The sequence below is a fragment of the Rhodococcus sp. SORGH_AS_0303 genome, from assembly GCF_030819335.1.
Lineage (GTDB): Bacteria > Actinomycetota > Actinomycetes > Mycobacteriales > Mycobacteriaceae > Rhodococcoides.
This window is the reverse complement of record NZ_JAUTBO010000001.1, coordinates 4,088,366-4,101,681: the sequence shown is the minus strand read 5'-3', so window position 1 is coordinate 4,101,681 and position 13,316 is coordinate 4,088,366. Positions and strand designations below refer to the sequence as shown.

Genomic DNA, 13,316 nt, shown 5'->3' with positions numbered 1-13,316 from the left:
CTACTGCAACGGGTGTTCGGTCAGGGCCTCTTGCCCGGCGCCTTCGCTCCCGACTTGAACCCGAGCCCACCGGCCTTCGGCTGCGGCGGCGCCGGGGTGTCTGCGGGCTCCGCGGCGCCGTTCGACTCGGCGGCACCGTTCGACTCGGCAGCACCGTTCGACTCCGGCGTAGGAGCGGCCGTCTCCTCGGGTGCCTGCTCTGCGGGTGCCGCCGACTCCGGTGCCTCCGACTCGGCAGGTGCCTCCGGCTCGGGCGCTGCGGCGGGTGCCGCAGAACCCGGTGCCTTGGCGCCGGGCTTCTTGAACCCGGACTTCACGGCGAGACCCTTGGCCTTGACGGTCGGCATCGACTCGGTCGCCTGTGCCGGTGCCTCGGCTGGTGCCGCAGCGGAAGCCTCGGCCGGTGCCTCGGCAGACGTCTCAGCGGAAGCCGCGGCAGACGTCTCAGCGGAAGCCTCGGCCGGTGCCTCGGCCGGTGCATCAGCCGCCGGTGCGGCCGCGGATCCCGATGCCTTGACGCCGGGCTTCTTGAACCCGGACTTCACGGCGAGACCCTTGGCCTTGACGGTCGGCATCGACTCGGCCGCCTGTGCCGGTGCCTCGGCAGCCGGTGCTTCGGCGGAAGCGGAAGCAGGAGCCGCAGAAGCAGGAGCTGCCGACCCCGGCGCCTTGGCGCCGGGCTTCTTGAACCCGGACTTCACGGCGAGACCCTTGGGCTTGACCGTCGGCAACGACTCGGATGCCTCACTGGCCGTCTCGGCGGGAGCGTCGGTCGGTTCCGGCTTCCCGGCCGGAGCAGCTGCGGCAGATCCCGGTGCCTTCGCGCCCAGAGGACGACCCTTGAGCTGCAGCCCCTTGCCGCCCGGTGCCTTCGCCTTGCCGGCCATGCCGAGGCCCTTCGGCTTGGACGCGTCGGCTGCGTCGTCACCGTCGGCGTTGGGCGACTCGGCGGGCTTGGCCGGAGCCTTCGCGCCGGGTGCCTTGGCGCCCGGAGCCTTGGCCAGGCCCTTCATCTTCAGACCCTTGCCGGGCGCGGGGGCAGCGGGATCGCCACCCGCTGCGGCCGTCTCGATCTCTTCGACGCGACCCTTCTCCTCTGCGGCGGCGACGTCCTCGGTGGCGACGGACTCGGCCTTGGGGGTGTCGACGGGCTCCTCGGCAGGGACGACCACGGGCTTGGCCCGCGGCACCACCTTGATGTTCTCGCCGAGCTGTGCGGAGTCCAGGCGCGTGATCGAGCTGAGCAGCATCTGCGAGACGTCGATGACCTCGACGTTGTCGTTGCCACCGGCCTCCTGGCGTGCGGTGACACCGTCGTTGAGCATGACCCGGCAGAAGGGGCAGCCGGTCGCGATCTTCTGCGTCGCGGTGGTGCTGCCACCCAGGGTGTCGAGCGCTTCGTCGACGCGGTCGATGTTGATCCGCTTGCCGATCTTCTCTTCCATCCACATGCGAGCACCACCGGCGCCGCAGCACATGGAGCGCTCGCCGTGACGCGGCATCTCCTTGAGTGTGGAGCCCGACGCCGCCATCAGCTCGCGGGGTGCGTCGTACACCTTGTTGTGGCGTCCCAGGAAGCACGGGTCGTGGTACGTGACGTCCTCTTGCACCGACGCCACCGGCACCAGCTTCTTGGCCCGCACGAGGCGGTTGAGCAGCTGGGTGTGGTGGACGACCTCGTACTTGCCGCCCACCTGCGGGTACTCGTTGCCGAGTGCGTTGAAGCAGTGCGCGCACGTGACGACGATCTTGCGACGGCTCTCGTCGACACCCTCGAACACGGAGTTCAGGGTCTCGATGTTCTGCATCGCGAGCTGCTGGAACAGGAACTCGTTGCCCGCGCGGCGAGCGGAGTCGCCGGTGCAGGTCTCCTCGGCGCCAAGCACCATGAACTTTACGCCAGCGGTGGCGAGCAGTTCCGCGACGGCCTTGGTGGTCTTCTTCGCGCGGTCCTCGTAGGCGCCGGCGCAGCCGACCCAGAAGAGGTACTCGAAGTCCTCGAAGCTGTCGGCGTCCTGGCCGAAGACCGGCACGTCGAAGTCGAGCTCCGAGATCCAGTTGGTGCGGTCCTTGGCGTTCTGGCCCCAGGGGTTGCCCTTGTTCTCCAGGTTCTTGAACAGGCCGGCCAGCTCGGAGGGGAACTCCGACTCGATGAGCACCTGGTAGCGACGCATGTCGAGAATGTGGTCGACGTGCTCGATGTCGACGGGGCACTGCTCGACGCAGGCGCCGCAGTTGGTGCAGCTCCACAGCACCTCGGGATCGATGATTCCGCCGAGACCGCCGTCGAGAGTGGTCTCGCCGACCAGCGGGCGCTCGGCCTCGTCACGGGCGGCCTGCGGGATCTTCGCGAGCTTGGCCTCGTCCGGCTTGCCGTCCGCGTCGACCAGGCCGATCTCGTCGCCCCCCATGTCCTTGCGGCCACCGGCGAGCAGGTACGGCGCCTTGGCGTTGCCGTGGTCGCGGAGCGAGGTGATGAGCAGCTTGGGTGAGAGCGGCTTTCCCGTGTTCCACGCCGGGCACTGCGACTGGCAGCGGCCGCACTCGGTGCACGTGGTGAAGTCGAGCCAGCCCTTCCAGGTGAAGTCCTCGATCTTGCCGGCACCGAACGCGTCGACGTCGGGGTCGGCCTCCTCCATCTCGAGGACCTTGCCGCCGGACATCATCGGCTTGGCCGCGCCGAGCGCGACTCCGCCGTCGTCCTCACGCTTGAAGTAGATGTTGAAGAACGCGCTGAACCGGTGCCATGCGACACCCCACGTGATGTTGCGCCCGACGATCAGCAGCCAGACCATGCCGGACATGAGCTTGACGAAGGCGAAGATCGAGACCAGGACCGCGCTCGCGGGGAGCAGCTTGGCCAGGTTCATGGTGAAGAAGTCGGTCCACGGGTTGGCGTGTCCGTAGGTGGCGATCTTGCCGGCCTTCACGAAGATCATGCCGAGGCCCTCGAGCAGCACCACGAATTCGACGAAGTAGGCGGCACGGAAGTTGGAGCCGGAGAAGCGGGAGAGGCGCTCGGGGGAGCGAGGGTGGTTCCGCTGCCTGATGATCATCAGCGTCACGATGCCGATGACGGTGCCCAGGCCCAGGATCTCGTCCATCAGGTGGTAGATCGCGAGGTCACCGATGAGTGGCCAGTGGAACTCGGGATTGAACGTCTGCCCGTAGGCCTCGAACCACAGGATGGCGCCGAGCATGAAGCCGACCATCACCAACCAGTGCGCCCAGCCGACGGAGCGGAACTTGTTCATCCGGGTGTGCGCAGCGAACTCGATGCACATCTGCTTGAACCGCGGAACGAACGGTCGCAGACGTGTCCTGTCCGGCTGTCCCAGCGCGATGGATCGCACCATCATCGCGGCACCGCGGAAGAAGTAGGCCCAACACACGATGCTGAGCAGGGCACCGACGGTGCCGAGGGTGATCGTCAGGGCATTCATGACGCTGCCTTTCTTCGGCGACGGCCATTCCGTCGCCCTACGCTTCCGGCCGGCCACAGGGGGCGGTCCGACGGTCAGCCCGGATGCATCTGTCCCACTCGAAGTTACCAGCCGGTAACCACAAGGGTTCTACCGATCGGTAACTTAGCATTTCGGTCGACATCACCGCAGGTCGGACGGAGGGCTGATCCGTCCCGCACACGCGATGAGCCCTACCGTATTACGGCACAGCGACAGGCCTCCCGCACAGGTATTCCTAACTTGCCTCATGGGTAACTTCGGGCCGCCGAGGAAGTCGCCCCTCATCGCGACCATTTTGTTACCCTTCACGAGCCACCTCGTCCGTGAATGAGGTCACATCGTGGCTGTTCACACGGACAATTCCCGGATCGAGTACTGAAAACGGACCTGATATTCGGTTGTGTCCCCGTCAACCGCTACAGTGCTCGTGTCGGGGTCCGACACCACGAACCTGAACGAACGGAACATCTAGATGACACTGCGTCGACTCGTCGCAACCTCTGCGATCGCGATCGCCTCCCTGGGCGTGGCCACCGGTACTGCGTACGCGCAGCCGGCCACCACCACCCCCTCCGCGACGACCACCGAGAGTGCTCCCGCGGAGAACTCCGAGCTGAACTGGGCATCGCGCGTCGAGGCTGGTGGCGTCGTCACCACCGTCGACGCCGGCATGTTCCGTGCGTCCGACGACGGCAAGACCGTCGACCTGGTGGACGAGGAGGGCAACACGATCCTGAGCCTTCCGCTGTCGTTCAACCTCAACGGCGTCGAGTTCCCCTACGGTGTCGAGTACACCGACGAGGGCCGCACCGTGAAGCTCATCCCGAACCTCGCAGCACCGATGGGCCTCGCCCCGAACGCGCTCGAGAACACGGTGGCATCGCCCGCCGAGAACACCGCTGCCGAGCAGTCCTTCGCCTCGCAGCTCGGTCTCGCCACCTCCATCGGCGGACTGACCGGCACCATCATCGGTGCAGTCATCGGCGGCATCATCGTCCCCGCGATCGGCATCGTGCCGGGCGCCGGTGTCGGTGGCGTCATCGGCACGATCGTCGCGGGTGGACCGACCCTGGTCGTCGCCGGTATCGATCTGCTCAACACGTACAACGCTGCTCCGGGAACCTCCAAGTTCGCTTTGTAAGACTTGGAACACGACGAAGGCCGCCACCCATCGGGTGGCGGCCTTCTCTCGTTTCAGGCGGAGTGGATCAGAGCCAGGGAACGGCGGCGGCGAGGAAGATGCCACCCGCGATCACACCAACGGCTCCGGTGAGCAGTCCGATGACGGTGTCTGCGCGATCGGCATCGGGAACGCGGGTGGCCAGGACGCCGGCGACGAGCGCGGCGATGCCCAGCAGAACACCGAAGCCGAAGCTCCAGAACGCCACCACCGACAGCGCGCCCAACAGCACGGAAGCGTCGGCGAGTCGGGGATCGCGGGCAACGGAACTCAGGGCCGCCCGTGCAGACGACATCTTTTCCGCCGTGTAGATCGCGGCCGGGGACTGGGTCTCGCGGGGGAGTGACGAATCGGCGATGTCGGTCACAGCGATACCTCCTTCGGGGAACAGCCGAAGGTCATCGGGTATCGAACGCAGCGCAGCACAGCGGTACACCTCCTCGTGGGATGAACGGAACGGTCGACACTCGAACGTCACCGACGTTGGTGACGGAGTGGACTGCGCGTGTCCCACGATACCACTGTGGCCAGAGTGCGTTACGTGACGGAATCCGTAAAGTGATGTGCCCGTGTCTTTTTGATTCCTCGATACTCACGGCAGCGGCCCCGTCGTCCGAAGACGACGGGGCCGCGACAGTGTGGTGAAGGGAGGTCAGCTTCCGAAGGCGCCGGCGTTCGTGACGATCCCGATGATGTATCCGAAGACGGTGAGAGCGAGCTGGAGGTATCCCATGTCGGGCCTTCCGTGTGTCGACGACGCACGATCGAGGTGCGGAGGCACCCTGCCTCGACGGGTGACATTACCGCACCAAGGAGACCGAACGTTGTGCTATCTCACGACGTTCGGACGGTCGTTCCGGTGGCCGCGGTGACGGCATCGACGGGGATGCCCAGGCTGGCGGTTCCGCCGTACTGAGCGAGCGCCAGGTTGGCCTCGCCGCAGCTCGGAGCGGCGCCGCTGTTGGATCCGCTGGTGATGCCGAGCGCGAGTGTCCCTGTGACGATGGCGCCGCCGCTGTCACCCGCGAGAGTGCAGGCGGTACTGGCGAATCCACGCACCGTGCGGCTGTCGCCGTCACCCAGGAAGAGCTGCGTCTCGACGCGGTCCGCAGCGACGAGACCACACGTGAAGGACGACGCCTGACCGGACTTGCACACCGGAGCGCCGATGACGGGCGAGGCCGTTCCGGTGATCGTGAGGGCGGTGCCGTTGGCTCCCCGCACGGTGGGCTGGTCGAGCCCGGCGGCCACGCCGGCGTCGTTCAGCGCGATGACGGAGTAGTCGAGTCCGTCGCTGCCGCCGACATTCGACGTGGTGAAGTCGCCGACGGGAGTACTGGCGCGGATGTCGTCACGATTGGGCAGGTACACCGAGGCGGAGTTACCCGGATCACAGTGTCCCGCAGACAGATTGACCGGCGTTCCGGCCCTGTCGGTGGCGCTGAACCCGAACGAGCAGATCTCGATGTCCTCGAGCGGCGCGGTGGTGATGTCGCCGGCGGACGTCACGTAGTCGTCGCCGCCCATCACGGCAGGCGGACGCGTCGGACCGGGAGCGGGTGGGGACAGCTGCACCTGGAGGTTGGCGATGGCGGTCGGCAGATTCAGCGCGCGCCCGATCGGACTGTTGGCGATGTCGACGATCACCCGTCCGCCGAGCACGTCGACAGCCGCCGAGTTGATCTGTGACGAGACCTCGCGGGGCAGACCCGACACCCAGCGACCGAAGTCGTCGAGGGACTGCTCGAGCGTGTCCGCCGACACGGGCGACTGGCGGCTGCGGTAGCCGTCCTGCGCCACCTGGCTCGCGGCCTCCGAGGTGGTGACCGCGACGACGGGAACGCCGTCGTCGCCGATCCAGGCACCCGCGAAGTCCGCCGGGCGCTGCTGACGGAAGTCGTCGGCGTAGGTACGAAGCTTCTGCGCCTCGGCAGCGCGGTCGAGGTACTCCTGCGGCGACATGTGCAGATCGCGCTGCACGGCGTCGACCAACTCGGACGGGAGGCGATCCGCGGACAGCTGCTCGGGAGCCGCCGACGCGGGTGCTGCGCCGGCAGTGGCGGTGCCGAGGCTCAGCGTCAGCAGCGACGCGCCCACCACCCCCATCACCCGTGCGCTGCGAGATGCGCCGCTCGACTCGGAGTGACTCTGGCCCGTGGCCGCTGTGGCCGCCGAGTTACGCAAGAAGTTCCCTTCGCAGTGGTGACAGTCCGTGGCCCGTCGGGTCCGCACATGGTTTGCAGAGGTACCGATGCCAGCGCACGAGCATAGGGCATCATCCTGAGCGTTTCCGGCGCCCGACGAGCGTCAGGGACGGTTCACAGACAGCATCGGGCCGAGCCGTGGAATCGCGACGGACGGCGCCGTGGAGGTCGTCGTGGGAACAGTCGACGTGGTCGTGGGTGCGGGTGTACTGCTCGCCACGGTCGGCGGCGTCGGCACGGTCACCTCGGGGAACGACGGGAAGTCGGGAAAGTCGATGTCCGGTGGCGCGAACGGGAACCGGTCCGTCGGGAGCCCGAGACCGGTGCTCGGTTCCACCGCGGCGGCAGGCGGTGCGGGCGGCACGACGGGGTCGGGCGTGTCGATCTCCGGAGCCGGGGCCTCCTGCACCGGAGCCGGTGCCTGCTCCTGGACGGGCAGCGGCGCGGCGGACGTCGTGGTGCTGTCCAACGACGACGTCACGACGGGAGCGGCGGGCGTGATGGCCTGCTGCGAGTTCAGAGGCGCGACCGAGCTGGAGTCGAGGTCGTGGGTGCCCACGGCGCCGCCGACGGCGAGGAACGCGAGCGCCACCGCGGCGACCGAGACAGCCGCGCGCGTGGGTGTTCTCCTGTGAGTCCGACTGCGGCGCGTCCTGCCGGTGGCCGAGTCCGACACCATCGCCGCGAAAGCCTTGTCCGAGGCCGCCGTGGTGGCCGGCGACGACCGATGCGAGGGTGCGGCGCGCACGGCCACCGCCGGGTTCTCCGACGTCGCGGGAGCCAGCGAGCAGTCCTGCAGACCGACGTAGTCGAGGGCGTCCCGCAGTGCGGCGATCGAGTCGGCGGACAGTCCTGCAGGGTGGAGCAGCATGCATCGCGCGTCGGCGGGCAAAGAGTAGAGCTCCGACAGCATGCCCGTCAGTGCGTGGACGAATCCGGCGACGAGGTCCTCGGCGCGCACCACGCGGCCGTCGGCCAGACCGAGTCCGCGGGGGTCTCCCACCGCGTACAGAAATCCGCGAACTCCCTGTTCGGAGTCGTCGAGGCGGACGCGTCCGTCGGAGTCCAGGCCCACCGCCGTCGGGCACTCGAACAGCTCGGTACCACCGTCGATGTCGACCGACACGGCCGTCTCGGCGTCGGTCAACGCCATGACGAGGTGGATCGTCTTGTCGACCCGGGGGTCGTCGAACCCCTGGCTGCGCGCGCTCATTCGGACTCGACCCCCTCGGCGAGTTGCGGACACGGTGCCACGTCGACCGCGAGCACCCGTCCGATCACCGTACCGGTCGTCACGGTCATGGGGTACCGGTTGAGCTCCGCCCCTGCACAGGGGGGATCTAGCCGACCGGCGTGGTGCCGGGTGACGGCGCGGGTGACTCGGGCTCGGCAGGAGTGTCCGGAGTATCCGGAACGTCGGGGTCCGGGTCCGTTCCCTCCGCGGGGTCGACCGGCTCCTCGACGACGGGCGGGTCGCTGGGCACGGGCTCGGGTGCCGGTTCGGGTGCCGGCGCCGGGGCAGGAGCGGGCGCGGGTGCCGGCTCGGGGTCCGGTGCGCGCGGGGGCACGGTCGTGGTGATCCGAGCAGGTGCACGTGTCGCCTCGGCGGGGGCGGGCGCGGGTGCGCCGGGGACGACGGTCGGGAAGCCGATGCTGGTGGACGGGGCGGGACGAGTCGTCGTCGGCCGCGCGGTGACACCGGCGGCGTCCTCGACGGCCGGAACCGCGGTGCTGACCGTCCGATCGGACGCGAGGTAGGCGATACCGCCGCCCACGATCAGCAGGGTCGCGACTGCGGCCGCCACGAGGAGGGCGAGGGGCCCGCGCGGTGTCGACCTCGATGCACCGCTGTCGGTGGCTGTCGAGGCGGCAGCGGTCGCGAGCAGCGGTGCCCCTGTCGTCGGCGCGAGCCCGGCGGCGGCACGCGCGGCAGCCGCGGCGGCCGCCAGCCGTTCCTCCGACGCGCCGAGGGTGGCGTGGGGATCGGCCGACTCGGGATGCAGCGTCAGCGCGGTGAGTCCGACGAAGTCGAGCGCCTCCCGCAGCGCGGCGATGCGCTCGGGTGACCAGTCGGCGGGATGGGCAGCTCCGGCCGTGAGGACGCGGACGTCCTCGCCGGCGTCGACGGTCTCACTGAGCAGCAGGAACATCATGGTCGCGACGAGATCCTCGGCGCGCATGGGTACGCCGCGGGACGAGACCACGCCGGACGGGTCACCGACGCGAGCCATGAAGCGATCGACGACGTCGATGTCCGCCGTCAGCGCGTCGGGCCGGTGCAGGGTCGTCGTGCCGTCGGGCAGGAGGTAGAGGACCGTCTCGGCCGTCACCGGCACGCGGACCAGTTCACCCGAGGTCGTCGACACCACGACGGCCGTCGACGTCAGATCGGTGATGTGGATCCCGGTGGCTCGGGTGATCGGTGCGGCGTCGTGCCCGGTGTTCATGCGTGTACCCGTCGTTCCTTGTCCTGTGCGTAGCCGGCCGCGCGGAGCATCGACAGCATCTGCGAGCGCGACTGCGCTCCCAGACGTCGACGGATCCGCGCGACGTGGTGCTCGACCGTCTTGGCCGAGATGTACATCTGGGCGCCGATCTCGCGGTACGTCAGGCCCAGTACGAGATGATGCGCCACCTCCGCCTCACGCTCGGTCAGCGCCCCCAGCGACGCGGAACCGGGCTCGGTGGGCTCGGCCGTCGCCGCGACGGCACCGATGTCGCGGGCGATCTGCAGCAGGGCGGTGGCGTCGCGGGTGTCGGCGACGCGCAGGGCGGCGTCACTGGCGAGCCGTGCCGCGTCCCAGGCGTGACCGAACTTCTCCAGGGTACGAGCGGACGTCTCGACCTCGGCGACGTCGGGCTCGCCCTGCAGGACACGGAGCCATGCCTTGCCTGCGGAGGCGAGTGCTGCGGCGTGGGGACTGCGGTCGGCGAACGAGCCGAGCGCACGAGCGTGGGGGAGCAGGTCGGCCGGGGCGCCGCCGAGGATGGCGGCCTGCACGCCGTACCAGTGCCACGTGGCCGCCCAGGTCGGTGGTTCGCCGAGCGAGGCGACCAGTGCGGTGGCCGCGGAGACGGAGTGCGCGATGCGTGCCGTGTCCCCGAGGCGCACTGCGGCGAGCCACAGTTCACCGAGCGGGATGAGGGAGAAGAGATCGGGTTCGGCCTCCGCGACGGTGCGCCGGGCCTCCTGCCACGCGGACATGAGGGCGCCGGTATCTCCGCGTCGGCGGGCGGTGGCGACGCGAAGTGCGAAGTAGGACAGGGCGTCCCGTTGGGGGAGCGTGGCCGGGTCGACGCCCGAGGTGGGATCGACACCCGTGTCGCCGGCCACGAGGGCCGACCAGGCGAGCAGCAGACGGCACCGCGTGGACACCGCGCACCCCGGATCCGCGGCGATGGTCTCGGTCAGCACCGCTCGGGCGGTGGCGGGGTCGCCGGTGTGCAGAGCGATCAGTGCCGCGATCACCGCGGGATGTTCCGGCTCGGCCCGGGCGCCCACCGCGGTGTCGGCCATCGAGGCGGCGCGCAGCAGCGAACCCGTTGCCACAGTGGCGGGTTCGGTCAGTGAGTCGAGGAGCCCGCGGGCCACCAGCGTCGAGCGGGCGTTCGCCGACGTGGGCGGGACGGGGCGGAGGCCGCCGTGCGCGCGGACGAACGTCGCGGCGCAGTCGGCGTCCCCCACGGCGAGAAGCGTCGTCACCGCGTACGCCGCATCCGGTCCGATGCGGTCCGGCCCGAGCCACCGGTAGAGGTCGGCGGCGTGCGACGCGGTGCCGCGCATCAGTGCGACCGTGGAGGCGACGCGAACGGCTCCGCGTACTCCGTCGGGTGACGGCGCCTCGGCGGACAGCACCGCGTCCACCGTGAGCGCCGCGGTGTCGAGATCTCCGCTCGCGAGCAGGGCGTCGGCGTAGGGCACGGAGATGTCGGTGCCCTGCGCACCCGCCGCGGAGGCCGCGTCCCAGAGTCGTCGTGCGGCGAGACGGTCTGCGGCGGAGGCCAATCCGACCAGGTGCTGTGCGAGATCGGGATCGCGCAGACCCGCATCCGCGAGCGAGACCGCGAGATCACCACCGAGACCGCCACTGTCGAGGTGCACCCGTGCCAGGCGACGCAGCACGCCGAGCATTCCGTGCTCGCCCATCACCACGCGCAGGGCACCGCGCGCGGAGTCCGACAGCAGGCCCTCGTCGGACAGGACCCCGCAGCCCCGGGTGCGCTCCACGGCGGCGGCGGCGTCGGGCATCGGGACGTCGGCGACATCGGCGACGAGATACGGATCCGGGGCCACACCGACCGACGCGAGCGTCACCACCACGAGGGCGGTGTGATCGTGCGCGGACAGCAGAGCGTCGAGGGCCGACCGCTCGTCGGGCGAAGTCACTGCCCGGTGAGGGGACTCGTCAGCCCGCCGACGGTGTTGCCGAGCCCGTTGACGACGCCGCCCGTGGTGTTCCCGAGACCGCCCACGACACCGCCGACGCCTCCCACCACATTGCCGAGGCCGTCCGTGACGCCGCCGATGACGTTCGGCGGTGTGTACTGCGGCAGCGAGGGTGCGGTGTAGGCCGGAGCCTGGGGCACCTGGGCCGTCGGGACGCTCGGAGCGGTGAACTGCGGCGCCGGTGCGTTCGGCACAGCAGCGTTCGGCGCGGTGGCGCCCGGTACCGCGGCCGATCCGGTCGAGCCGGGCGCGGTCGCGCCGGGAACCGCAGCCCCCGGTGCTGCTGCGGCGCCGCTGGTCGGCGCTCCGGCGGCTCCGGTGGTGCGCGGCTGCCCCGTCACGGGGTCGACGCCGGCGGCGGCGGTGGTCGGGGTCGCGCTCACGGAACCGTCCGCGGCGGCCGGGGCCACCGCGCTGCTGGTGGAGGGGCCGGTGTTCTCCGACGATCCGCCGACGAGACCGGTGCCGACGGAGAGGCCACCAGCGGCCAGCAGGATCACGGCAGCGGCGACGCCGCCGATGACGGCGGTGCGCTTACCGCGCGACGGGGCGTCCTTGGCGTGTGCCGAGCGCGACACCGGTGCGGGCGTGGAGGTTCGGGCCGAGGCGGGACTCTCGGTGACCGGAGGGAGCAGGTCGGTCTCGTCGTCGTCGACGGTGGAACCGGCGGCGACGGCAGCGAGTGCCGCTGCGCCCGGGCGGTTCAGTTCTGCCCCGGCAGAAGCGATGTCGGCGGCGAGCAGTGCGGCTCCGGTCGCGGCGGTGGCCGCGGGCTGTTCGCCGACGGTCACCGGCTTGCGCAGCGCGGAGGACACGGTCTCGGTGAGCATGGGGATCGACGCGCCGCCGCCGACCAGCAGCACACGGTCCACCGCGTCGCCGTCGACACCCGCGGTGCGCAGCGCCTCGCCGAGTACCCGGGTGACGTCGTCGAACGTCTCGCGCAGTAGTTCCTCGATCTCCGACCGCACCAGTCGCACGTCGGTGTCGATGCCGGGCAGGTGCACCGGCACGACCGTCTCGGTGTCGGAGGACAGTGCTTCCTTGGCCGTCGCGCAGTGCGTGCGCAGGGTCGTGAGGGCCTCGACCGTCGCGGGATCGAAGGGATCGAGCGACGACGAGTCGACGTTGTCGAGCACGTGCGCCAACACGACCTGGTCGATGTGGGCGCCGCTGACGTCCTCGCTGCGCGCACCGCGTCCGAGGATCGCCGAATCGGCACCCGTGCGCACGACCGACACGGTCAGGGCGCTCGCACCCAGGTCCGCGACCAGCACGACGCCGTCCGCCACCGCGTCCGGCGACTGCTGCATCCATGCCGTCGCGGCGAGAGCGTCGGGAACGAAGGTGACGTCGGTGAGGCCGTGGCGGGCAGCCGCGTTGCGCAGCCGGTCCACCGTGTACTCGGGCCACGACGTCGGGTAGGTCACCACGATTGCGGCATCGTCGTCGGCGCCGGCCGTGCGTGCCTCGCGGACGAGGCAGTCCAGCGTCGTCGCGTAGAGCTCGTCGCCGGTGTAGCTGCGTCCGTCCTCGGTGACCAGCGCGACCGGATCGCCGACGCGGCCGGCGAAGCCGGTCAGGGCCGTGGTGTCGACGGTGCCCGGCGCGGCCAGGGCGGGTTCACGGTCGGGCGTGACCGACAGTGCGGTGGACCGCACGACGGTGACGGCGTCACCGAGATGTCCCGGACCGTCCACGGCGACCGCCGTCGAGGTGCTCGAGCCGACGTCCAGTCCCAGACCTGATGATCGTCCCTGATCCGTTGCCATGGCGCCGACTCCGTTTCCGTGCTCGTCGATATTCGTGCTCGTCAAGGCTGTGTCGGACCTGCTGTCGGGCACGTCGCCGTGACGCCGTAGCTGTCCACCGGCACTGTCGTCTCGATGGTCCGTTTCGTTACAGGTCACAAGAGTAGAGCGGTCCTATCCCCTATGCCCCCTAGTCACCCCGATCTGCCCCGGGGCGACCCCCGGGGTGCAGGAAGGGGGCTGCGCCCCGTTGGGACACCTCACTAGTCG

The 13,316-nt window shown here is 70.0% G+C and carries 8 protein-coding genes; 1 reads left to right on the top strand and 7 read right to left on the bottom strand.

Going from position 1 to position 13,316, the window contains the following annotated elements; all coding sequences use genetic code 11:
* Positions 1-20 precede the first annotated feature (20 nt).
* On the bottom strand, positions 21-3,443 hold the full coding sequence (locus QE449_RS19390; RefSeq protein WP_307109455.1) for a (Fe-S)-binding protein: 3,423 nt from the start codon (positions 3,441-3,443) through the stop codon (positions 21-23).
* Positions 3,444-3,936: 493 nt separating this feature from the next.
* Here QE449_RS19390 and QE449_RS19385 point away from each other — a divergent pair, with 493 nt between their 5' ends.
* On the top strand, positions 3,937-4,605 hold the full coding sequence (locus QE449_RS19385) for an ammonium transporter (RefSeq protein WP_307109454.1): 669 nt from the start codon (positions 3,937-3,939) through the stop codon (positions 4,603-4,605).
* A 67-nt stretch (positions 4,606-4,672) separates the two neighbouring features.
* Here the strand turns inward: QE449_RS19385 and QE449_RS19380 are convergent, their stop codons facing one another.
* The 6 genes from QE449_RS19380 to QE449_RS19355 form a co-directional block, all read right to left on the bottom strand.
* Complete coding sequence (locus QE449_RS19380) at positions 4,673-5,011, bottom strand: hypothetical protein (protein ID WP_051613628.1); 339 nt, start codon at positions 5,009-5,011, stop codon at positions 4,673-4,675.
* A 467-nt stretch (positions 5,012-5,478) separates the two neighbouring features.
* Entirely contained in the window at positions 5,479-6,750 is a 1,272-nt protein-coding gene (locus QE449_RS19375; RefSeq protein WP_307109760.1) for a S1 family peptidase, read from the bottom strand.
* A gap of 201 nt (positions 6,751-6,951) precedes the next feature.
* The gene (locus tag QE449_RS19370; protein WP_307109453.1) at positions 6,952-8,061 is read right to left on the bottom strand and encodes a hypothetical protein; all 1,110 of its coding nucleotides are present in this window, start codon (positions 8,059-8,061) and stop codon (positions 6,952-6,954) included.
* A 127-nt stretch (positions 8,062-8,188) separates the two neighbouring features.
* Positions 8,189-9,295 carry a hypothetical protein gene (locus QE449_RS19365; RefSeq protein ID WP_307109452.1) on the bottom strand — a complete coding sequence of 369 codons (1,107 nt, stop codon included), beginning with the start codon at positions 9,293-9,295 and terminating at the stop codon, positions 8,189-8,191.
* Positions 9,292-11,235 (bottom strand): LuxR C-terminal-related transcriptional regulator, encoded by a 1,944-nt coding sequence (locus QE449_RS19360; protein ID WP_222640646.1) that lies wholly within the window; start codon positions 11,233-11,235, stop codon positions 9,292-9,294. Before QE449_RS19360 ends, QE449_RS19365 begins: the two co-directional genes overlap by 4 nt.
* Positions 11,232-13,112 carry an Hsp70 family protein gene (locus tag QE449_RS19355; RefSeq protein ID WP_307109451.1) on the bottom strand — a complete coding sequence of 627 codons (1,881 nt, stop codon included), beginning with the start codon at positions 13,110-13,112 and terminating at the stop codon, positions 11,232-11,234. The genes QE449_RS19360 and QE449_RS19355 overlap by 4 nt, the downstream gene beginning before the upstream one ends.
* Between the last annotated feature and the right edge of the window lie 204 nt (positions 13,113-13,316).